Genomic DNA, 21,247 nt, shown 5'->3' with positions numbered 1-21,247 from the left:
GCGGCGCGGGGTGCCGCGCCGCCCGCGAGCAGCGGTCAGCGACAGGCGCAGATCAGGGTTCCGCACTCGATCGTGAGTGTGCACAGCCAGCCGCTGCTGGCCATGTACGGGCTCACGACGCGCTCGAACTCGGCGTCGATCTGAGCCTGCACCGACGGGGTGGATCCGTCGGTCGAGCGGGCTGCCATGTCCCAACGCGGGCTGACGATCGTCATCTCCTGGTCATGGGTCGTGATCATGATCCGTTCCTTCCTTCGTTCTTCCGCTATCCCTCCTCGCCGGCGGTTGCCGAGGGAGCCCAACGGGGCGGAACCGGAACGGTGCCGACGGCGGGTGCCGCGGCGCGCCCGCCTCACTGCCAGTTCCGGCATGCTCCTGCCGTGCCCACTCAAGCCCGCGGCAGACCTTCATCGGAACTATGCGATGCGGGGATTTTCGGCCCGATCCTCCACCTGCCGGAGGAGGGGTCTCCGCTGTTCTGAGGAGGGGGGTGAGCCGCCGACCGAAGGGATATGGTGGCGGCATGCACCGGGGGGACGGCACCACACGGGGTCGCGACTCGCTCGTCGCGGGGGTCGCCATCGCCGGCTGCGTCGCGATGGGGCTGCTCGGGCAGCCCGACTGGGCATGGTCGGCGTTGATGGCCGCGACTCTCGTGTGGCGTCGCTCGCACCCGGTCGTCTTCGCCGTGACGGCCACCGCGATCTCGGCGGTGCACCTCGGCGTCGACGCGTCGCTGCTCCTTCCCGGCGACCTGATCCTGCTCGTGGGCGTCTTCTCCGTCGCGGCCCATGCCTCGGAACGCGCCCAGCACCTGGGCCTGATGCTGGGTCTGCTCTACATCTCGGGGCTCGGTGCCGCCGTTCTCCTCGACATCGGTTTCAGCGCGTCGGCCGGCACGGGCCTCGTCATCGGGCTCGTCGGCATCAGCATGCTCACGGCGTGGGCGTTCGGCCTGCTCGATCGTCGCCGGAGCGAGGCTCTGCGGATGGCGCGACAACGCAGCGAGATGTCCGAACGCGATGCCGAGGCGCGGACACGTCTGGCTGCTTACGAGGAACGCGAGCGGATCAGCGACGAGATGCATGACGTTCTCGCGCACACGCTCACGAACGTCATCGTCCAAGCCGAGAGCGGACGGGCAGCCGCATCCGATCCGGACTCCGCATCGGTGTTCGCGACCATCTCCGCGAGCGGCAGATCAGCCTTGCGGGAGGTCCGTGGGTTGCTCTCGCCTGCAGACGACCTGGACCGCCGCCCGACGCCGTCGCTCGACGATCTCGACGACCTGATCTCCGGTTTCGTCCGTGCGGGCACCCGGCTAGAGGTCGTGGTGCTCGGCGACCCGCACCCGCTCAGCCCCGGCATGTCTCTCGCGGCCTACCGAGTGATCCAGGAGTCGCTCACCAACGCCGTTCGGCACGGATGCGACGGTCCGATCGTGTTGACGGTGTCGTGGGGAAGAGGGGAGCTCGCCGTGTCGGTGGCGAACCCCGTCGGCCCGTCTCCGATCCACCGCCCGGTGCGGGAGCACCGCGGTCTCGCCGGCATGCGGCGGCGGTGCGAGCTGTACGGCGGCGAGCTGACCTACGCTCACGACCGCACGTTCACGGTGCGGGCGGTCTGGCCGCTGGACGTCGTCGTCGACGGTGCCGTCGTATGACGACCTCATCGCCGCCGATCACCGTGCTGGTCGCCGATGACCAGGCACTCGTCCGTGACGGTTTCAGCCGCATCGTGGACGCGCAGCCCGACATGCGCGCGGTCGGCACGGCGCCCGACGGCGAGGCCGCCGTCGAGCGTGTTCGCGAACTGCGGCCCGACGTCGTGCTCATGGACATCCGGATGCCGCGACTCGATGGGATCGAGGCCACGCGGACACTGACGGCCGAGGCGGTCAGCCCCGCGACGCGGGTGCTCGGACTCACCACCTACGACACCGACTCCTACGCGGTTCGGATCCTGCAGGCCGGTGCGGTCGGGTTCATCCTGAAAGACAGCACAGCCGATCAGCTCGTCGACGCCATCCGGGCCGTGTACGGCGGCACGTTCGCAGTCTCGGCGCCCACCGGCCGCCGCCTTCTCGAGCGCATCGCGATCGACGATACCGAGCCGGCGGAGGGCGACGACGCCCTTCTCGCGGTGCTGACGGGGCGGGAGCGGGCGGTGTTCGAGCAGATCGTCCAGGGGTGCTCCAATCCCGAGATCGCGAGCAGTCTCCACATCGCGGAGGTGACCGTGAAGACCCACGTCGGCCACATCCTCACCAAGCTGCGGGTGAGAGACCGCGTGCATCTGGTGATCTGGGCGCACGAGCGCGGGTTGGCTTCGGTTCGACGCGCGGGGCGCTCACGCACCGACTAGCCCTCTCGGGGCGGTCGGTCCTCCTCCGATCGGAGGAGGACCGCGTGGGGGATGATGCATCTCGCGACCGATCCGCGTGGCGGGTGCTGCGAACGAGGATGGCGGCATGACGCGCATCCGGTGGTGCCCGCAGTGAGCACCGTCATCGCCACCCACGGCCTCACGAAGAAGTTCCGCGAGCACACCGCGGTCGACGCGGTCGATCTCTCCGTTCCTCAGGGCGTGGTGTACGGGTTCCTCGGCCCGAACGGGTCGGGGAAGTCGACCACGATGAAGATGCTGCTCGGGCTCAGCCAGCCCACAGCCGGCGAGATCGAGATCTTCGGGCAATCGCTCACCCCCCGCACGCGCGGCGACCTGCTGCCCTCGATCGGTTCGATGATCGAGGCGCCACCCGGCTACGGTCATCTGACGGGCTGGGAGAACATGCTGATCGTCCGAGACATGCTCGGGCTCGTCGACGCGCAGATCCGGACCGCTCTCGAGATCGTCCGGCTGAGCGAGCAGAAGGACAAGCTCGTACGCAACTACTCCCTCGGGATGAAGCAGCGCCTGGGCATCGCCATGGCGCTCGCGCGCGACCCGTCGCTCCTGGTTCTCGACGAGCCCACCAACGGCCTCGATCCGGCCGGTATCGAAGAGATCCGCGATCTGCTCATCGAGCTCGCGGGCCAGGGCATCACGGTCATGGTCTCGAGTCACCTGCTCGACGAGATCGACAAGATGGCGTCTGTGCTCGGCATCCTCTCGGCGGGCAGGTTGATCTTCCAGGGCACCCGCGCCGACCTGTTCGCCCACTCGCTGCCCGACCTCGTCATCGAGACACCGTCGATCGATGCGGCGCTGCGCGCCGTGCCGTACGCGACGATCACGGGTGGCGGCATCCGGTTGAGCGGACACGACAACGAAGCGACTGCCGCACTGGTCGCCCTGCTTGTCGCTGCCGACGTCCGGATCCACCAGGTGCGTCGTGTGCAGCAGAGCCTCGAGGACGTCTTCATGGACCTCACCGGCCGGGGAGGTCTGCTGTGAGCGACGTCGTCCTCGAAATTCGCAAGATGCGGCGGCTGCGCACCATTCCGGTCCTCGTCGGCCTCGTGCTGGCGGTCGCAGCGCTGAGCTCGGCGTCGCTCTTTTCGGGCACCGCCCGCGAGACCTTCGACGACCCGGCGGCATCGCCGTGGGCCGCGCTCCTGCTCTCGTACACGATGATGGCGGCGATGACGTCGCCGCTGCTGGCAGCGGTGCTCGCGAGCAGGCAGACCGACATCGAGCACTCCGGCAACGGATGGGTGCTCGCAGCGGGGGCAGGCCGGACTCCGGGTCGGCTCTGCGCAGCGAAACTCCTCACCCTCGCGTTCATGCTCGCCCCCGCGATCGCGCTACAGACCGCGGCGGTCGTCGCGGTCGGTGTGCTCGCGGGCATCCGTGTGCCGATCGATCCGATTCCCTGGATCGCGTACACCGGACTGCTCTTCGTGCTCGATGTCGTCTTCTGCGGTCTTCACATCCTGCTCGCCGCACGAGTGGAGAACCAGCTCGTCAGCGTCGGGGTGGGGGTGCTCGGGTCGTTCCTCGCCGTGTTCTCTCTCCTGCTGCCCGCCGCGGTCAGCCGCGCCATCCCCTGGGGCTACTACGCCGTCATCTCGCAAGCGGGGCAGGAGGGGGACTCGGTGGGGTACGTGCAGGCGCCCTACCCGTGGATCATCGGGTTCGTGGCCCTGGCGGCGCTCGTCATCGCGGTCGGCATCCGACGCCTCGATCCGATCGGAGCCTGACGATGTTCCGAGCCGAGATGCGCAAACTCCGCCGCTCCAGCACGTGGATCATCGCGATCGTCCTGCCGCTCCTCGCCGTCGTCACCGGCACGCTCAACCTGGCGGCCAACGCCGACGCGCTCGACGCGGGCTGGGCATCGTTCACGTCGCAGGTGGTGCTCTTCTACGGGCTGCTCTTCTTCTCGATGGGGATCAGTCTCCTCGCCGCCGCGGTCTGGCGCGCGGAGCACCGCGGGTCGAACTGGAACCTGCTGCTCACCTCCACGGTGCGGCCGGTGGGTCTGGCCACCGCGAAGGTCGCCGCCGTCCTCGTGCCGGTCGCGCTGATGCAGGTCGTGCTGATCGTGGGCACCGCGGCAGCGGGCACGTTCGTCCTCGGCCTCGACGGCGGCTTCCCGTGGCAGTTCGCGGTCGTGGGAGTCGTCGCGATCGTCGCCGCCATCCCGCTCATCGCACTCCAGTCGCTGTTGTCGATGCTGATGCGCTCTTTCGCCGCCCCCGCGGCGATCTGCCTGCTCGGCTGCGTCGCGGGGGTGGCCGCTGTGACGTCGCCGACCCTCCGGCCGCTCGGTCACGTGATTCCCCAGGCGATCAACACCAGGGCGCTGAACCTCGGATCGACGGCCATCGCCGGCTCGGGCGGACTGACGCTCGGCGATACGCTGCCGTTGCTCGCCACGGGGATCGGCGGCGGCGCCGTCGTGCTGCTGGTCACGGCGACCCTGCTGCGCACGGCCAAGCTGCGGTGACGGCGCGCCGCGCCCGGTCTACCGCTCGTCGAGCTCGGCCATCGCGTCGGCGAGGACACGCGCGACGGGCCAGGCGCCGTCGGCCGTGTTACTCATCACCGTCGCGGTGGTCGCTGTCGACGGGTGATGGACCGACCTGAACGACGAGCCGACATCGCATCCCTCGAGGACGACACCGGAGCCGGTCTCGGTCAGCCAGAATCCGAGACCGTACCGCATCTCCTCGTCGTCGACCGAGGAGCGGGGTGCGGTCATGAGAGCCACGGATTCCGGCGAGACGATGCGCCCGTCGAAGAACGCGCGCCAGAACCGGTGCACGTCGGCGATCGTCGTCGACGCGCCGCCGTCGCCGCCGGCGCGGACAGGCAGATGCAGCGTGTTGACGCGCAGTCCGTCGTCGAAGACGTAGCCGCGAGCGTGGTCGCCGCCGAGTTCGTCGGTGCGCGGGAAGTCGGTGTCGGCGAGGCCGGCGGGGGTGAGGACGAGGTCGTGCACGACCTCGTGGAATCCCCGGCCCGTGACCCGTTCGATGATGATCGCGAGCACGACGTAGCCGCTGTTGCAGTACGAGAACGTCTCTCCGGGACGGGCCTTCGGAGGGATGCCGTCGAGCAGGGGCAGGAACGCCTCCGCGGTCGTCAGCGTGTGCACGGGTACTCCGAGGTAGAACTCCGATACGTCGAGATCGTCGTCCTCGTCGATGTAGTCGCCGATTCCCGACGTGTGTCCGAGGAGCTGTTCGACGGTGACCGTGTCGTCGATGAGGGGCAGGTCGTCACCGAGCACCTCTCGGACAGCCGTGTCGAGTGCGAGGCTGCCGTCCTCGACGAGGCGCATCACCGCCAGCGCGGTGAAGGCCTTGCTTCCTGACGCGATCGCGAAGCGGGTGCTCTCCGAGACGGGCGTCCCGCTCGCGCGGTCGGCGAGTCCGTGTGCCCTGCGCCATACCGAGACGTCGCCGGCGTCGACGCCGACGATTCCCGAGAACGGTTGCTCGTCGATCGCGGCCTGAAGCGACCCCCCATCGATGATGATGCTCTCCGTCGCGCTCATGCTCCCCACTGTGCCAGGTGCGCGTCGCCCCGCGCGACCCGCTTCGGACCTGTGGATCACCCCGTCACGACGAGGCGAAGCGGTGCCGGAGTGCGGCGTGACTCAGCGCCGTGAACGTCTCGGGCTCGCTCAAGAGCATGTTGCGCAGCCGCGTCTCGTCGACCCATTGGGCAGCGCGCGACCCGTCGCCCGTCGTCCGCGGGCGCCCGGACGCGATCGCATCGACGACGGCGAGGACCGAGGGGTACGGCCCCTCGACCATCTGAACGAGCTGCACGCCGGCGCTCACCTGAACTCTGTCGCCGAGCAGTTCGTGATCGCTACGGGCACCCAGAACGTCGACGTCGACGAGGCCCGTCTCCTCCTGCAATTCGCGGGCAGCGCACACGGCGATCGTCTCGAAGGCCCGCCACTTTCCGCCGGGGAGCTCCCACCGCCCGCTGTTCGCGGGATCGGAGTGCGGCTTCCAACGCTGCTGCAGCAGAACGTGCTCCGGACGTTCGCGTTCACGCGCGATGACATAGACGTTCGGCAACACCAGCTGTTCCATCGTTCTCGGTCCCTTGCTCTCGCCCCCACTGTCCCAGCACGCGCCGGTTCCTCCCCAGCGGAGAGTCATCGCGTGACGTCGATCCTGCCATTACGGTCATGGACTCGCGTGCATCGCGTCAGTTGACTGGGACCGGTCACAGTCACGGCAACGAAGGAGTTTGCATGACCATCCGATACACAGCAGCCATCGCTCGTACGACGGTGGGAGCAGCCGTCGTCCTGACGCTCGCGGTCAGCGCCGGGTGCTCGAGTGCACCGCGCGACGCCGACACCAGCCTGACGTGGAATGCCGCCGCGCGGGCCTATGAGATCGAGCCGGAGATCGCCAGAGGCGACGTACCGCTGAAGGTCTGGGTCGAGTACCCCGAGTACGGCGAGGCGCTCGTCGAGGCCTTCACCACCCTGCACCCCGACATCCGCATCGACGTGACGACGGTGTCTAAAGTCGATGCCGTCGCGAAGATGGAGCTCGATGGCGAAGCCGGAACCGGTGCGGACGTGTACTTCACGAACTTCACCGACTTGTCCGGCGCGATCGACTCGGGCGTGGCGGCTCCGTTGGGCGAGTACGCCGACGACATCGCCTCGCGAGTCGGCGACTCTTTCGCCGACGTCGTCAGCCGCGACGGCGAGCTCTACGGCGTGCCCGTGTCGACGGAGTCGATCGCCCTGTTCTATAACAAGACCCTCCTGGAACACCTCACCGGTTCGCCCGCGCCCGCGACGACCTGGGAGCAGATTCGCGAGCTCGCCGCCGCCTACAACGACCCCCGCGCGAACCGCTGGACGATCCGCTGGCTGAGCGGCCAGCTCTACTACGCCTACCCGGTGCTCAGCTCGCTCGGCTGGCATCTCGGTGCCGACGCGGGCGCCCCCGGTCTCGACGCGCCCGCGCTCACTGCCGGACTCGAGTACTACGGCGCACTGCGTGATCTCTGGCCGGTCAACTCGGCGGATGCCACGTGGGACTCCATCGAGATGGAGTTCGCGAAGGGACAGACCCCCTACGCGATCACGGGGCCGTGGTCGATCGGCGACTTCACTGCGGGGGCGGCGGAGAACGGCTTCGAGTTCGGCGTGACGACCCTTCCCTCCGTCGAGGGCGGCGGTGACGCCGCGACGCTCGCGGGTCTGGGCGTCGGAGTCGTCTCGGGTTACTCCCAGCATCCCGGTGCAGCGCGGGTATTCGCAGCGTTCCTCGCATCCGACGAGGCAGCCGCCGCGCTGTACCGGACGACGGGTGGCATCCCCGCTCTGACCAGAGTCAATGCGCAGGCCATTCCCGGTCTCGCCGATGACCCCTATGCGAACGGGGTGCTCGCGCAGGCCGAGCGGTCCGACCTGGTGGCCGACGTCGGAGACGCGCTCTGGACGGTCGGCAACAGCCTCGTGGCCAGTGTGTGGGACGGCGTCCTCGACCCGGCAGCCGCGCAGCAGCAGGCCGTGACCGGCTATGCCGACCTGACCGGGCTGGGGGAGTGAGTCCGCGCCGACGCGGGACGAGCCCGGCGGCCCCGTGGTCGCTGGGGCTCGCCTCCGCACTGGTTCCCGGTCTAGGGCAACTGCTCAACCGCGAGTGGGGCAAAGGAGTGGCGGTTCTGGTCGTCAGCGCCGCGGCCGTCGCGACGGAGCTGCTCACCGGGCACTACGCGAACCTGTCGGGGTACACGGCTCGCACACACGGGGGCTTCTTCGTCCGCGGCCTCTGGGGTCTCGTGACCCTCGGCACGCGACCGCGCGCCATGACGGTGGCGGGCCTGTCCGCAGGCGACCATTCGATCGTCCTGATGATCAACGGCATCATCGCAGTGCTCGTCCTCTCGCTGATCGCGGCGATCACCGTCTGGGCTGTCCGCGATGCCGCACGGACTCGGCTGCGGCTCATCACGACCGGAGAACGCCTGACCGCAGGGGAGTGGGCGCGCGCCACTCGGCAGACGGCCTTCCCTTACCTCGTTCTCACCCCCACCCTCATCCTGCTGCTCTTCGTCACCGCGCTGCCGGTCGTCTTCGGCATCCTCATCGCGTTCACCGACTACAGCAGCGACAACCTGCCGCCGATGAAGCTGGTCGAATGGGTCGGGATCGCGAACTTCCGTCAATTGCTCGGTGCCGGGTCGTGGGGTGCGACGTTCTTCGGCGTTCTCGGATGGACGGTGTTGTGGGCGGCGCTGGCGACCGCGACGACCTATGCGCTCGGGTTCCTGCAGGCCGTGCTCGTGTCGAGCCGGCGTGTGCGGCTGCCGCGTCTGTGGCGGAGCATCTTCTTTCTGCCCTGGGCGGTGCCGGCCATGATCTCCGCCCTCGTGTTCCGCTCGATGTTCAACGGTCAGTTCGGGCCGATCAGCCAAACCCTCGTCGACCTCGGCATCACGTCAGACAGAGTGATGTGGCTGACCGACCCCGCGAACCCCTGGCTCGCGCGGATCGTCGCACTCGTGGTGAACCTCTGGCTGGGGTTCCCCTACTTCATGGCCCTCATCAGCGGCGCGCTGACGAACATCTCACCGAGCTACTACGAGGCCGCGCGCATCGACGGCGCATCCGCGGTGCAGCAGGTGCGGTACCTGACGCTTCCCATCGTGCTGCGTGCCACCGGGCCGCTGATCGTCCTGTCGTTCGTGGCGAACTTCAACAACTTCGGAGTCATCTACTTCCTCACCCAGGGCGGACCCGCCAACCCCGACTACCGGTACGCCGGCAGCACCGACATCCTCATCACCTGGCTCTACAAGCTCACGCTCGACAACGGTCTCTACGACATCGCCTCGGTCATGTCGATCCTGATCTTCGTCATCGTGGGGAGCTTCTCCGTCTGGAGCCTGCGTCGTTCGAAGGCGTTCACCGATGCATAGAACCCGTAACCGAATCGCGACCGTCGTGATCCACGTCGAGCTCGTCGTCGTCGCGGTCATCGTGCTCTACCCGCTGGCGTGGATCGTCGGCTCGTCGCTGGGGTCCGGTCGCTCGCTCGCGCAAGCGTCGGCGATCCCCACCGACCCGACGCTCGCCAACTACGTGCGTCTGTTCACCGATACCCCGTTCGCCACCTGGTACGTCAACTCGTTCATCGTGGCGGTGTCGAACATGGTGCTCAGCGTGCTGCTCTCGGCGATCGCCGCGTACGTGTTCGCCCGGCTGCGCTTCGCTGGACGGCGCCTAGGACTTCTGGTGATGCTCGTCATCCAGATCTTCCCGACGTTCATGACGGCCATCGCGATCTACATCCTGTATCTGAACTTCGGGCTGCTCGACAGCCTCGCCGGGCTTGTGATCGCGAGCGTCGCCGCGGCGGTGCCCTACAACATCTGGCTGCTCAAGGGCTACCTCGACGGCATCTCGACCAGCCTCGATGAGGCGGCCGTGCTCGATGGGGCATCGCACCTGCAGATCTTCACGCGCATCCTGCTGCCGCTGATGACGCCGATGCTGACGTTCGTCGCCGTCACCCAGTTCGCGGTGCCGTGGATGGACTTCATCCTGCCGCGTCTGCTGATCAGCAGCCCGCGGAACTACACGGTCGCCATCGGGCTGTTCCAGCTGATCTCCGACCAGACGCGGAACGACTTCACGACATTCGCGGCGGGGGCGATCCTCGTCGCGGTACCCATCACCGTGCTCTACATGGTGCTCCAGCGATACCTGGTCGCTGGGCTCGCTCAAGGAGGAGAGAAGGAATGACGACGACATCACTGCAGATCCGGGGTGCCGACGTGTCGATGACCGCAGAGGTCGAGGCGCTCGGCGGTTGGTTCTCGGATGCCGCGGGCGCGAGGGATCTGTTCCGGATCCTCGCCGACCACGGAGTGAACCTCGCACGCCTGCGTGTGTGGGTGGATCCGACCGATGCGCAGGGACGCCCGTACCAGGGCGGCACGAACGATCTCGCCACGACGTTGCGACTGGCCGAGCGCGCGCGTGACGCGGGGCTCGGCTTGATGATCGATCTCCACTACAGCGACTTCTGGGCCGACCCGAAGAAGCAATCGTTGCCCCGTTCGTGGGAGGGACGTGATCTCGACGGCATCTGCGAGGCGGTCGGCGCGCACACCGCCGACGTCGTCGCCGCCGTGCGCGCGAACGCCGGCAGCCCCGAGTGGGTGCAGGTCGGCAACGAGACGACGAACGGGATGCTGTGGCCGTTCGGCCGGACACCGCGGTACGACCTCGAGCTGCGCGCCTTCGAACCGGTGCCGGCGGACGAGGCTCGTGAGCAGTACAACCGTCTCGCCCGGCTCCTGCAGGCGGGGTCGACCGCCGTGCGGGCTACGGACTCCCGATCGCGCATCGTGCTGCATCTCGACGCCGGGGGCGCGGCCGACCTCTACCGTCGGTGGTTCGACGAGATCACGACGAGGGGCGTCGACTTCGACGCCGTCGGGCTGTCGTACTACCCGCTGTGGCACGGATCGCTGAGCGACCTCAGCGTCAACCTCCACCAGCTCGTCGAACGCTATGCGAAGGATGTCATCGTCGTCGAGACCGCATATGCGCATCGTCCGGACAATCCAGCGGGGACTTCGATGTTTGACGCGCACTCGCCGGCGGCGGTCTATCCGGCCTCGGTCGCGGGTCAGGCGCGGTTCCTCGATGACCTCGCGGGTGTCGTTCGCGCTGTCCCCGGGGGCCGCGGCCTGGGGATCGTGTACTGGGAGCCCGCGTGGCTGCCCGTGCCCGGGACGTCCTGGGCGTCGGCGGAGGGGATGGCCTATGGGAACGACGTGGCCGAGCCGGGCAACGGCTGGGCGAATCAGACGCTTTTCGACGAGCGTGGATGCGCTCTCGACTCGTTGCGCGCGCTCGGGGCGACCGCCGGTCGGCCCGATCCGATGAGGGAGGAAGAGTCATGACGTACCGATCATGGCGGCGGGCGTCCGGGCTCGTCGCGGCGACCGCCGTCGTTCTCGTCGCCGCGACCCTGCCCGCGACGACGGCGACGGCGGCCGCCGATGCCGATGACTTCGTGATGGGCGGCGACCTCGGGATGATCCACGAAGTCGAGGCTCTCGGCGGAAGCTACTCGCGCGGCGGCGTCACGGGCGACCCGATCGAGATCATGGGCGACGCCGGCATGAATCTCGCTCGGCTGCGCCTCTGGGTCGATCCGTACACCGTCGCCGGCGAACCCTACGGTGGCGGCACGAACGACCTGGCCACCGCGATCGCGACCGCGCAACGAGCGAAAGCGGCGGGGATGGACATCCTCCTCGACTTCCACCTCAGCGACTGGTGGGCCGACCCCGGAACGCAGACGGTGCCGAAAGCGTGGCGGGGTCTCACCTACCCGCAACTGGTATCGACCGTTCGCGCATACACCGAGGACGTCATCGACGCGATGCGTGCGGCCGGGGTCCGGCCCGACATGGTGCAGATGGGCAATGAGATCCCGGGCGGCATCCTCTGGGACCACGGGCGCGTGGGCAACGGCGTCTCCGATTTCACCCAGCTCGCCGGGTTGTTGAAAGCGGGGATCGCGGGAGTCGAGGCGGCGCTCCGCGGCGGGGAAGACATCGAGATCGTGCTGCACCTCGACCACGGCGGCGACAACGCCCTCTATCGCTGGTGGTTCGACGCGGTCACGGCGCAGGGTGTGCCGTACGACATCATCGGGCTGTCGTACTACCCGTTCTGGCACGGGACCATGGGCCAGCTCGCGGCCAACCTCAACGACATCAGCGCGCGCTACGGCAAGGACGTTCTCATCGTCGAGACCGCGTACGGATGGACCCTCGGCGACGCCGACGGCCTCGGCAACTCGTTCTACACGGCCGAGGAAGCGGCCGGGGGATATCCGGCGACCGTCGCGGGCCAAACCGCCTTCCTCCGAGACCTGCGAGACATCGTCCGCGCCGTGCCGGGCGGGCGGGGGCGTGGACTGATCTGGTGGGAGCCGGCCTGGCTGCCGGTGCCGGGCGCGAACTGGGGAACGGAGGCGGGCAAGCTCGACAACGATGACCCGGGTGTCCTCTCCAACCCGTGGGACAACCAGACGCTGTTCGACGGGAACGGGCGAGCCCTGTCGACTCTCGGCGTGTTCGGTGAGGTCCCGCCGCCGAATCTCGTGGTCAACGGCGGCTTCGAGCAGGACGGTTACACGAACAGCCCGACCGGATGGGGCGTGTGGTCGCCGGGAGGTGCGCACGCCGACGCGGTGTTCACGCAGGATCCCGCGGTCGTGGGCGCGCTCAAGCTCACGTTCTGGAAAGCGACTGCCTACACCGCATCGGTCTATCAGACGCTCGTAGGGATGCCGTCGGGGCTCTACCGAATCTCGGCATGGAGCCTCAACAGCGGCGGACAGACCTCCGCCTACCTGTATGCGAAGAACTCCGGCGTGCCCGAGCGGCGGTCGGCCATTCCCATCAGTGCGAATGACTGGACGCGGGTGTCCCTCGATGTGCCCGTCACGAACGGAACGCTCGAGATCGGCTTCTACACGGAGGCCGCCGGCGGTTCCTGGCTCAACATCGACGACGTCCGCGTCCAGCGAGTCGGATGACGTTCGCTAGGCTCATCCTCCGTTCGGGAGGGGCAGGCGGTGACGACGAAGCAAGGTGCTCGCGCGGTCGCGTGGCGGGTTCTGCGGCATCCGCTTCTGTGGAGTGCGGTCTGCCTCGTCGTCGCCGTTCCGCTGCTCGGCACCGAACATGACTTCTGGGGGTTCCTCCTCTGCATGCTCGGCGGATGGTCAGCGGCCCACGCACTGATCCGACGCCTCCTCACTCTGCCCGGCACGCTGTCGCTCGCCCTCCATCTGGCTGCATCGGTCGGCGCGGCGCTGCTGCTGTTCGCGCTGACCGCCGATGGCGGATGGCGGCATGTGCTCCCGCCTGCCATAGCCGCAGCGATCGGGTTCGCCGCGGTCCCGGGGGCGGGCTGGATCTGGCTCACGCTCATCGGTCGGACCTCCGCGGCCGTCGCCAGTGCGTCGCGCCGCCGCGCGGCGACGCTCGTCGTGCCCGAATGGGAGCGCGTCGGCGACGCCTGGCACCTGCGTCTCGCCGCGGTTTCCCTGCGCTCGCCGGTGTTCGTCGCGATCACCGCGACGATCGCCGTGCTCGGCGGAGGCCTCATCACGGCGGTCGTGATCGTGTTCGACGACGTCGTCCAGCGGATGGGGCCCCTCCTTCTGCTCCTGGTCCTCGGCTGGGTCGTCGGGGCGCCCGGCTATCTCGTGGTGCGCGCGATCGCCCATCGGCGGACGGCGGATGTCGTGGTCACCCTCGAGGCGGCCCGTGGCTCGGCGACCGTCCGCGTGGTGCGCTCGTCCGACGGCGACGTCCTCGTCGAGGCGCCGGCCAGCGCTATCGGGTCGCTGCAGTTCGCGCCGAGGAGCAGCCCGACCCGTATCGTCATCCGTCCGTCCTACGGGCCAGGCCTCGTCCTGCTGGTCGGCCTGGCACGGCGGCGCCGGGACACGGCCCCGACGTTCCCGCTGCCTCCCGCGGACCTCGTCCACCGGCTCGCGTCGGCCGGTCTCGTTCCGCGTGCTTCTCGCCGCTCGCGAAACGGCGACCTCGCCCTCGAGTTCGCTGGCGGTGGCACCCCGACCTGATGTCCGACGTGCGATAGCGTCGAGGGTCGTCCGCTCCTGACGAAAGGCCCGCCGCCCATGGACGCCGTTTTCGCCGTGGTCGGCATCGCCGTCGCCGTCATCATGCTGTCGATCGCGGTCGCCAGCGCCGTGTTCGCCCGATCGTCCGACGTCGTCGCGGAGTGGCGGAACGAACGCGACTCGGTGCTCTTCGCCGTATCGACGCAGCGCTGGCGGAGGGTCCTGGTGCGCATCTGCGGAGTCGTGGCGCTGCTCGTCGGCGTCATGAATCTCGTGGCACCGATCACGCGTCCGGAGGACTCGCCCGCAAGGCGGATCGTGGGGCTGGGGGCCCTGCTCATCGGTGCGGCGCTGGTGTGGCTCGCGCACGGGATGAGCAGGATGCGGCTCGAGGTCTCGCGGGACGCGATCTTCGTCTCGCGAGGCTTCTTGCCCCCGGTTCGGGTCGCGGTTGCGGACATCACCCGGCTGCGCCCGCACGCGGCTCACCGGTACAGCGGACTTCTCGCGAAGCAGGGCCGGCAGACGGTCTTCACAGCGACCTCGGCCATGACGGGCTACGGGCAGCTCGTGGCCCACGTGAACACCGAGCGCCCCGATCTCTTCGTGTCGGGTGGCTTCCGCTGAGGAGTCGAGCGAGGGCGTGCTTGACCCCGCCGCTACGTCAGGGTGCTGACTGGCTGCATGAGAATCGCTCCGGTGGCCTACCTGGCCTCGTACTTCCTGTCGCTGCTCGGCAACTCCGTGGCCGCCGTCGCACTCCCGCTCATCGTGCTCCAGGCGACGGGCAGTGTCCTGGGCGCCGGCATCCTCGCGGCTTCGACTGCCGTGCCCGCCGTCGCCGCGGGCCTGTTCATGGGGGTCGTGATCGATCGGATCAACCGGCGCACGTCGTCCGTGGTCACAGACCTGGTCTCGGCGGCTTCACTCGCCGCGCTCCCGATCGTCGATCTGGTCACGGGGCTCGACATCGGCTGGTTCATCCTTTTCGGTGTGATCGGTTCGCTCGGTGACGTTCCGGGGCTGACCGCTCGCGAAGCCCTGCTGCCCGCTGTGGTGAGGTACTCGGGGGTCTCTTCGGAGCGGCTCGTCGGAATCCGGGAGGCCCTCGGCGCGCTGGCCCTGATCGTCGGTCCTGCTGCGGCGGGAACACTGATGGCGCTGTTCGCAGGTTCTACCGTGCTCTGGCTCACCGCGGCGGCATCCGGAGCTGCGGCCCTCCTGACGCTGCTCATCCCGGGCCGCATCGGGACCATCAGCCCGCCTGCCGACGAGGCGGTGCAGGCGAGCGGCTGGCGGATGCTGCGAGACGGCTGGCGGATGCTGCTGCGAACACCGTTCCTGCTGGTGACCACGGGTCTCGGCCTCATCTCCGTGCTGGTCCTCGCACCGCTGCAGGGACTCATCCTGCCCGTCTACGTCACCCTCGTCGGGCGCCCCGAGATGCTCGGCTTCGTGCTGAGCGCTCTGGCGATCGGAATGCTGCTCGGCGGATCCGTCTTCGCCGTCCTCGGTCGTCATGGAGACCGTCGCGTCTGGCTCGTCGTCGGTCTCGTCGGCAACGCGATCGGATTCGTCGTGGTCGGGGCGCTCGCATCGATCGAGGCGATCCTGGTGGGGGCCGTCGTCATCGGTCTGTGCGGAGGTGCTTTCGGCAGCCTCATCGGGGTGCTGATGATCGAGCGGATTCCCGACGACATGCGCGGACGGATCATGGGCACCCAGAACGCCCTCACCACCGCGGCACCGGCCGCGGGCTTCGTCGCTGCAGCGCTGTTGACCGAGCATCTCGGCGTCGAGATCGCCGCCCTGATCATCATCTCGCCCTGGCTCGTCGCCCTGGTGTGGGGACTCGCGACGCCGCATCTGCGTAATCTGGAGCGGCGGCCGGACGCCGAGCGAGCGGAGGTGGTCGTCGGTGCAGAGCAGTGAACTCGCCCGGCTCGCGGGTGTGACGGTGCGATCGCTCCGGCACTGGCATCAGATCGGGGTCCTGCCCGAGCCCGCTCGCAGCGCCAACGGATATCGAGATTACGACGCCGTCGACTTCGTGCGGGTGCTGCGGATCCGGCGACTCGCGTCGCTGGGCATGCCGCTCGAACGTATGGGGGCCGTGCTCGACCGCGGTGAGAACTCGACCCGAATCCTCGACGACCTCGACTCCGAGCTCTCGGCGCAGATCGATCGGCTGACTCGCCAACGTGAGCTGATCGCGCGAATGCGTGACGCCGGCGCGAGCCCGGATGTCCCGCCCGAGCTCGCTCCCGTCGTGAGCGCATTCGTTGCAGCAGGCCTCTCGCCCGAGATGGCGCGGTTCGACCGTGACCAGGCCGTGCTCCTCGCGCACCTCGCGGGGGAGGAGGGGCTGCCGCAGCTCGTGCGGTTCTACGAACGCCTCGCGGGCCCGGGGCGCGCGCGAGCGGCCGCCGATCTCATGAACCGCTTCGGTGCGATCGACGACGCGACGGATGCCGCTGTCGTCGACGCGATCGTCGACGAGCTCGTCGACGTCTGTCTCGACCTCTTCGACGAGATCGACGATCCGGGCATCGGAAACCGGCTCTCCGGCGCCGCGCACGTGGTCAGCGAGTACGCGGACGAATCCCTGAACCCGCGGCAGCGCGCGGTGCTCGATCGGGTCGAGAACCGGCTGGGCGGGAGCTGAGGCGCTACCGGGAGGGCGGGGCAGCCACCGACCCGCCGGTACGGATCGGCATCGGCACGCGTTCGAGACGGGGCGCGTCACCGAGAACGGCGAGCATCGCTGCCGCCCGACGTCCGAGTTCGATGTGGGGCAGCGCGATCGAGGTGAGCTCGGGATCGACCGCGCGAGCATAGGGGCTGCCGTCGAACCCGATCACCGACACATCCGTGGGAACCCGCAGTCCCGCGTGATGCAGCGCCTGATAGGCGCCGACGGCGAGTGCGTCGTTCGCGCAGACGAGCGCGGTCGGAGCGCTCCGCGATTCCGCCAGCAGTCTCGCGACGGCCCGTCGCCCGTTCGCGACGTCCCAGTCGTCGTCGATCGTGGCGACCCCGGCGAGGGACGTGCCCGCGGCGGCCAGCACCGAATCGATCCCCGCCCGCCGCTCGGCCAGCGCGATGGGGTCCCATTCCGGCCAGGCGGCTCCGCCTGTGGAACCCGCGGGCAGGGCGCCGACGAACCAGATGCCGTCACGGTGTCCGTGATCGAGCAGCATCCGGGCGGCATCACGGCCCGCTGCGATCTCGTCGGGCACGACCGCGTCGATCGAAGCGTCTGCGGTCACGCAGTTCAGCAATACCGTCGGGACGCCCTCGAGCGACCGCGGCAGAGCGATGGTGCGTGTGAACATCGACGCGTAGATGACACCGTCGATGTCGCGGCCGAGAAGGCTCTGCAGCAACTGCTCCTCGAGATCAGCGTCGCCCTGAGTGTCGACGGTGAACAGGAGGGTGTCGTGCTCGCGGAGCTCCTGCATCGCGCCACGGACCATCGAGTTGGCGAACGAGGTGCTGCTGACGAAGTCCGACACGAGGGCCACGGTGCCCGAACGGCCGGTGCGCAGCGTCTGGGCGGTGATGTTGGGGCGGTAGCCGAGCTCGTCCGCAGCGCGACGGACCCGCTCGAATACGTCGTCGGACAGTCGCTGATCGGTGCGGCCGTTCATCACGAACGAGACGGCCGAGCGCGAGACTCCGGCACGCTCCGCGACCTCCCGCAGTGTCACCCGGGGTGCCCGTCGGGTCGGGGGAGTGTCGGTCATGTCCTCGTTCCGGCTGTCGGTCGCGGTTCTCGAAAGCTAACACGGACGACGCGGCCCGCTCGGGAGCATGTCCCGAGCGGGCCGCGCTGACTCAGCCGAATCGTCGCCGACGGAGCAATGCGACGCCCGCCGACATGAGGGCCGCGGCCACTCCGCCGAGCATCCACAGCGGCAGCGGGTCACCACCCGAGCGCGCGAGGACGCCCCGCGCCGCACCGGCGGGCGTCGTGTCCGCCGCGCCGGATTCGGCGACTTGCTCACCGGGGCCGGCCGTCACCGTCACCGTGATGGTGGCGGTCACCTCGGTTCCCCGTGCGTCCGCCACGCGATAGCTCACCGGAACCGCCGTGCCCTCGAACCCGGCGTCCGCAACGAACGAGACGACGTCCGCATCCAGCTCGTAGCGACCCTGACCGTCGGCGACGACCGACGTGGTCGGCGCGCCGGACGCATCGAGGAGGGTGAGCGAGGACGGGACGAGAGGGACGTCGGCATCGCCGGGGACGTCGTTGGCGAGCGGGCTCACCGCAACAGCGGCATCCGCAGGTCCGGACGCGAGGTCGTCCACCGCGTGCGGAGTGACGGCGACGAAGCCGTCACCCAGGTCGGCGACGAAGGACGAGACCCAGGCGAGGGCCGAGTTCCAGTTCACGGTGATCTCGTTGACCGACCACGCCCCGATGTTGTCGACGTAACAGGCCTGCGGTGCGCACCCCTGCAGCCAGGCTCCCGCGACGGGGTCCTGGATCGACGAGTTGGGCCCGCCCGCGACCGTGCCGACGGGAGGATGGGGCAGGGCGGGGTCGAGGGCGTTCGCGTACCACCGGCTGTGCTGATTGCGCGCGTCGTTCGTGCCGTACCCGGTGATGTACGACTGCCCGAGCACGTTGCGGCCCAGCAGGTAATCGAACCCTTCGACGACGGCATCGGCGTACCGCGGGCGCTGGGTGAGATCGAACGCCGTCCCGAGGACGACCTGGTTGTTCAGCACCGACGAGTTCGATCCCCAGTCGTACAGCCCCTCATCCGGCGCGTACGGCTGACCGAACGGCTGTGCGCGCTGATCGGCGATCAGACGCTCGGCGGCATCGATCACCGACCCGCGGATGCGGTCGATGTCGGGGAGGTCTGTCGCGAACCGGGCGAGCTGCATGCGGCCGAGCGCCGCCACGTCTCCCCAGTAGAAGCCGCCCGGCCCGAACACATCCGACTGATGCAGCGGATTTGCCTCGAGCTCGTCGCGGTAACGGTCGCTGCCGGTCGTGATGTACAGCTCCGCTGCCGCCCAGTAGAACTCGTCGGTCACCACGTCGTCGGCGTACGTTCCTCCACCCGTGCCGTCTTCTTCCGGGGCGAGCAGATCGGGGTGGGCGAGCGCGGCGTCGTAGGCCCGTTCCGCGGCGGCGAGCAGCCGCGCCGCGAACTCTTCGTCGAACGGCGCGAACAGGCGTGCTGCCTGCGCGGCGGTGGCAGCCACGTTCAACGTCGCCGCCGTCGACGGTCGGTGCAGCAGCCTCTCTTGCGAGTCGTCGTGCGGCATGAGGGGCAACCCGGTCCACGCGCGGTCGTGCACCTTGTGCCAGGCCATCCCGGCCAGCGGGTCGCCGGCGGGTACCTGCATCCGCAACAGGAACTCCATCTGCCATCGCGCTTCGTCGAGGATGTCGGGCACGCCGTTGCCGCGCTCGGGCACGGCGAGGGTCGAATCGCCCAGCGCGTCCGCCGTGCCCGCGGCAACGGCTCGCTCGTAGGCGGACATCACCTGGGCCACGGCGATTCCGCCGTTCACGACGTACTTGCCGTGGTCGCCTGCGTCGTACCAGCCGCCGCGGACGTCGTGTCGATCGGTGCAGGTCCATCCGCCGGACCACGTCTGCGGTTCGAGGCACCCCACGTTCCCGTCGCCCTGGTTCGGTGACGTGTCGACATGGCCGGCGGGGCGAGCGTATTCCGCGCCCGCGATGTCGCCGTCGATCTCGATGCCGGATCGGTTCGTGTAGAAGAAGCGCATCGAATCGGTGCGCAGCGATTGGAAGACCTCGGCGGAGATCGTGAACGGATGGCTGGTGTCGGCGCCGACCCGGAGCCTCACGTCCGCCGCCTCCTGGGAGTAGGAGCCGAAGTCGACCGTGTGCACGGCGGTTCCCGCACTTGCGTCGAAGCCTGCCGGCTCGGTCTCGCCCTCGGCGAGGACGGATCCGTCGGGTGCCTCGAGGGCCCACGGCAGCGGTGCCGTGGCACCCGACACGACGGTCGCGCGCTTGGGGCCGTGCAGCAGATACCCGACCTGATTGACCTTGACGGCGGGGCCGGGGTCGGCCGTGTACGAGTAGGCGGTGCCCCGGAGTGAGATCTCGTCGAAGCAGATGTCGGTTCCGGCCGGTACCGCACCGAGGCGGAACTGCACCTGGCCGAGGTGGTACTCCGTAGCCGGTGTCGTCGCGAAAGCGACCTCGTACTGCTGCGGTTCGAGCCCGAGAGCGAAGGACTGCTCAATCCAGTCGGTCGGCGACGCGCCCGTGTACGTGCCGACCTTGGCTGAGATGGTCGCGCCCGTCGAGGCGGATGCGGTGAAGCTCAGGCGAAATCCGGTGTCGCCGGGCAGAAAGATGTCGTTGTGGCCGAGGAGCACGTCCCACAGGTCGGGCGTCTGCTCCGTCACCGTCGCGCACATCCGCTGCGCGGGGTTCGACAGTGACACCGGTCCGCTGGTCCACCACGGGGCCGTGCTCTGGTCGAGCGTGGGGTTGGGGAGCAGCTCGTCGTCGCCGACCGGGATGACCGGGGGAGTCGACCCGTCCTGGGCGACCAGGCTCACGTCGTCGACGCAGAACCGGGTGGCGGTGTTCGCGCCGAGGCGGAACTGCAGTTCCGATACGGTGCCGTTTCCCAGGTCGCGCGCCGTGAACTCCTCGCTGACTTGCTGCCATTCGACGGTCAGGGGTGTGCTCTGTGAGAGATACGTCGTGTAGACGGCATCCGGGACCGTGGGCGCGACCTGCGTGACGACCGTGGCGGGCGCATCGGCGCGGACCCTTGCCGTCAACGTATAGGTGACGCCGTCGGCCAGGGCAAGGTCGCTCTGACCGACGAGTACGTCCCAGGGGTTCTCGCTGTCCGGCACCCCGGCGCAGAAGGCGCCGGTCGCGGTGTCGAAGCTGTCGACACCGGCCGACCACCAGGGTTCATGGCCGGTCGAGAAGTCTCCGTTCCGCACGAGCTCCGCCGGGGCCGCGGTGGCGACCGCCGGAAGGGCGGTCATCGCGGCTCCCACGAGCATCCCCGTCGTGATCACGGCTGTCGCGCGTCTCGTCCGACGCAGCTTCATCGCATCCATTCAAGCTCCTTCGCTCGTCTGAGAGCGCTCCCAGGGAGCGCTCCCACGAACGCTAGCAGAACGCCTCCGGCCGCGATCGGCCTGTTCGGCCGTGCTTCGTGGGCTCGTCGTCG

Annotated in this window: 19 protein-coding genes; 14 read left to right on the top strand and 5 right to left on the bottom strand. The window is 69.0% G+C overall.

Translation table 11 applies throughout. The features are described from left to right. Positions 1 to 35 precede the first annotated feature (35 nt). Positions 36 to 239, bottom strand: a complete 204-nt coding sequence (locus ACU6RU_RS08350; RefSeq protein ID WP_446726286.1) for a hypothetical protein — start codon at positions 237 to 239, stop codon at positions 36 to 38. A gap of 284 nt (positions 240 to 523) precedes the next feature. Here ACU6RU_RS08350 and ACU6RU_RS08345 point away from each other — a divergent pair, with 284 nt between their 5' ends. The 5 genes from ACU6RU_RS08345 (at position 524) to ACU6RU_RS08325 (ending at position 4,891) form a co-directional block, all read left to right on the top strand. Further along, the gene (locus ACU6RU_RS08345) at positions 524 to 1,663 is read left to right on the top strand and encodes a sensor histidine kinase (protein ID WP_183045286.1); all 1,140 of its coding nucleotides are present in this window, start codon (positions 524 to 526) and stop codon (positions 1,661 to 1,663) included. After that, positions 1,660 to 2,364, top strand: a complete 705-nt coding sequence (locus tag ACU6RU_RS08340) for a response regulator (protein WP_120263032.1) — start codon at positions 1,660 to 1,662, stop codon at positions 2,362 to 2,364. Before ACU6RU_RS08345 ends, ACU6RU_RS08340 begins: the two co-directional genes overlap by 4 nt. A 132-nt stretch (positions 2,365 to 2,496) precedes the next feature. Next, complete coding sequence (locus ACU6RU_RS08335; protein WP_120263031.1) at positions 2,497 to 3,396, top strand: ABC transporter ATP-binding protein; 900 nt, start codon at positions 2,497 to 2,499, stop codon at positions 3,394 to 3,396. Beyond that, entirely contained in the window at positions 3,393 to 4,142 is a 750-nt protein-coding gene (locus ACU6RU_RS08330) for an ABC transporter permease (protein ID WP_446726285.1), read from the top strand. Before ACU6RU_RS08335 ends, ACU6RU_RS08330 begins: the two co-directional genes overlap by 4 nt. A 2-nt stretch (positions 4,143 to 4,144) precedes the next feature. Then, the gene (locus tag ACU6RU_RS08325; RefSeq protein ID WP_446726284.1) at positions 4,145 to 4,891 is read left to right on the top strand and encodes an ABC transporter permease; all 747 of its coding nucleotides are present in this window, start codon (positions 4,145 to 4,147) and stop codon (positions 4,889 to 4,891) included. Between the two features lie 18 nt (positions 4,892 to 4,909). Here ACU6RU_RS08325 and ACU6RU_RS08320 read toward each other — a convergent pair whose 3' ends face one another. Further along, positions 4,910 to 5,944 (bottom strand): serine hydrolase domain-containing protein, encoded by a 1,035-nt coding sequence (locus ACU6RU_RS08320; protein WP_446726283.1) that lies wholly within the window; start codon positions 5,942 to 5,944, stop codon positions 4,910 to 4,912. 64 nt (positions 5,945 to 6,008) lie between these two features. Further along, positions 6,009 to 6,494: an NUDIX hydrolase gene (locus ACU6RU_RS08315; RefSeq protein WP_183045285.1), complete on the bottom strand. Its 486-nt coding sequence runs from the start codon at positions 6,492 to 6,494 to the stop codon at positions 6,009 to 6,011. 164 nt (positions 6,495 to 6,658) lie between these two features. Here ACU6RU_RS08315 and ACU6RU_RS08310 point away from each other — a divergent pair, with 164 nt between their 5' ends. From ACU6RU_RS08310 to ACU6RU_RS08270, 9 genes are read left to right on the top strand one after another with little or no spacing between them, the layout of a single operon-like run. Further along, complete coding sequence (locus ACU6RU_RS08310) at positions 6,659 to 7,978, top strand: extracellular solute-binding protein (protein ID WP_183045284.1); 1,320 nt, start codon at positions 6,659 to 6,661, stop codon at positions 7,976 to 7,978. Further along, a complete protein-coding gene (locus tag ACU6RU_RS08305; RefSeq protein WP_120263026.1) occupies positions 7,975 to 9,351 on the top strand; it encodes a carbohydrate ABC transporter permease in 1,377 nt (458 codons plus the stop codon). Before ACU6RU_RS08310 ends, ACU6RU_RS08305 begins: the two co-directional genes overlap by 4 nt. Beyond that, a complete protein-coding gene (locus ACU6RU_RS08300) occupies positions 9,344 to 10,177 on the top strand; it encodes a sugar ABC transporter permease (protein WP_120263025.1) in 834 nt (277 codons plus the stop codon). Before ACU6RU_RS08305 ends, ACU6RU_RS08300 begins: the two co-directional genes overlap by 8 nt. Beyond that, positions 10,174 to 11,346 carry a glycoside hydrolase family 53 protein gene (locus ACU6RU_RS08295; RefSeq protein WP_120263024.1) on the top strand — a complete coding sequence of 391 codons (1,173 nt, stop codon included), beginning with the start codon at positions 10,174 to 10,176 and terminating at the stop codon, positions 11,344 to 11,346. Before ACU6RU_RS08300 ends, ACU6RU_RS08295 begins: the two co-directional genes overlap by 4 nt. Further along, positions 11,343 to 12,995, top strand: coding sequence for a glycoside hydrolase family 53 protein (locus tag ACU6RU_RS08290; RefSeq protein WP_446726282.1), 1,653 nt, complete (start codon positions 11,343 to 11,345; stop codon positions 12,993 to 12,995). The genes ACU6RU_RS08295 and ACU6RU_RS08290 overlap by 4 nt, the downstream gene beginning before the upstream one ends. Before the next feature lie 39 nt (positions 12,996 to 13,034). Next, the gene (locus ACU6RU_RS08285; RefSeq protein WP_446726281.1) at positions 13,035 to 14,051 is read left to right on the top strand and encodes a hypothetical protein; all 1,017 of its coding nucleotides are present in this window, start codon (positions 13,035 to 13,037) and stop codon (positions 14,049 to 14,051) included. Positions 14,052 to 14,108: 57 nt separating this feature from the next. Next, positions 14,109 to 14,678: a hypothetical protein gene (locus tag ACU6RU_RS08280; RefSeq protein ID WP_446726280.1), complete on the top strand. Its 570-nt coding sequence runs from the start codon at positions 14,109 to 14,111 to the stop codon at positions 14,676 to 14,678. 57 nt (positions 14,679 to 14,735) lie between these two features. Then, on the top strand, positions 14,736 to 15,983 hold the full coding sequence (locus ACU6RU_RS08275) for an MFS transporter (protein ID WP_120263020.1): 1,248 nt from the start codon (positions 14,736 to 14,738) through the stop codon (positions 15,981 to 15,983). Continuing rightward, the gene (locus tag ACU6RU_RS08270) at positions 15,970 to 16,716 is read left to right on the top strand and encodes a MerR family transcriptional regulator (RefSeq protein ID WP_446726279.1); all 747 of its coding nucleotides are present in this window, start codon (positions 15,970 to 15,972) and stop codon (positions 16,714 to 16,716) included. The genes ACU6RU_RS08275 and ACU6RU_RS08270 overlap by 14 nt, the downstream gene beginning before the upstream one ends. Before the next feature lie 4 nt (positions 16,717 to 16,720). Here the strand turns inward: ACU6RU_RS08270 and ACU6RU_RS08265 are convergent, their stop codons facing one another. Both ACU6RU_RS08265 and ACU6RU_RS08260 read right to left on the bottom strand, forming a co-directional pair. Further along, positions 16,721 to 17,797: a LacI family DNA-binding transcriptional regulator gene (locus tag ACU6RU_RS08265; RefSeq protein ID WP_120263018.1), complete on the bottom strand. Its 1,077-nt coding sequence runs from the start codon at positions 17,795 to 17,797 to the stop codon at positions 16,721 to 16,723. Between the two features lie 91 nt (positions 17,798 to 17,888). After that, entirely contained in the window at positions 17,889 to 21,134 is a 3,246-nt protein-coding gene (locus ACU6RU_RS08260) for a glycoside hydrolase family 9 protein (protein WP_446726278.1), read from the bottom strand. Between the last annotated feature and the right edge of the window lie 113 nt (positions 21,135 to 21,247).

Source organism: Microbacterium sp. F1-18 (genome assembly GCF_052921305.1).
This window is presented reverse-complemented; position numbering and strand designations above follow the sequence as displayed.

Coding starts and splice junctions, on each gene's coding strand:
- ACU6RU_RS08345 (WP_183045286.1), top strand. CDS start 524: ATGCACCGGGGGGACGGCACCACACGGGGTCGCGACTCGCTCGTCGCG.
- ACU6RU_RS08315 (WP_183045285.1), bottom strand. CDS start 6,494: ATGGAACAGCTGGTGTTGCCGAACGTCTATGTCATCGCGCGTGAACGC.
- ACU6RU_RS08290 (WP_446726282.1), top strand. CDS start 11,343: ATGACGTACCGATCATGGCGGCGGGCGTCCGGGCTCGTCGCGGCGACC.
- ACU6RU_RS08325 (WP_446726284.1), top strand. CDS start 4,145: ATGTTCCGAGCCGAGATGCGCAAACTCCGCCGCTCCAGCACGTGGATC.
- ACU6RU_RS08300 (WP_120263025.1), top strand. CDS start 9,344: ATGCATAGAACCCGTAACCGAATCGCGACCGTCGTGATCCACGTCGAG.
- ACU6RU_RS08320 (WP_446726283.1), bottom strand. CDS start 5,944: ATGAGCGCGACGGAGAGCATCATCATCGATGGGGGGTCGCTTCAGGCC.
- ACU6RU_RS08275 (WP_120263020.1), top strand. CDS start 14,736: ATGAGAATCGCTCCGGTGGCCTACCTGGCCTCGTACTTCCTGTCGCTG.
- ACU6RU_RS08295 (WP_120263024.1), top strand. CDS start 10,174: ATGACGACGACATCACTGCAGATCCGGGGTGCCGACGTGTCGATGACC.
- ACU6RU_RS08280 (WP_446726280.1), top strand. CDS start 14,109: ATGGACGCCGTTTTCGCCGTGGTCGGCATCGCCGTCGCCGTCATCATG.
- ACU6RU_RS08260 (WP_446726278.1), bottom strand. CDS start 21,134: ATGGATGCGATGAAGCTGCGTCGGACGAGACGCGCGACAGCCGTGATC.
- ACU6RU_RS08350 (WP_446726286.1), bottom strand. CDS start 239: ATGATCACGACCCATGACCAGGAGATGACGATCGTCAGCCCGCGTTGG.
- ACU6RU_RS08310 (WP_183045284.1), top strand. CDS start 6,659: ATGACCATCCGATACACAGCAGCCATCGCTCGTACGACGGTGGGAGCA.
- ACU6RU_RS08340 (WP_120263032.1), top strand. CDS start 1,660: ATGACGACCTCATCGCCGCCGATCACCGTGCTGGTCGCCGATGACCAG.
- ACU6RU_RS08265 (WP_120263018.1), bottom strand. CDS start 17,797: ATGACCGACACTCCCCCGACCCGACGGGCACCCCGGGTGACACTGCGG.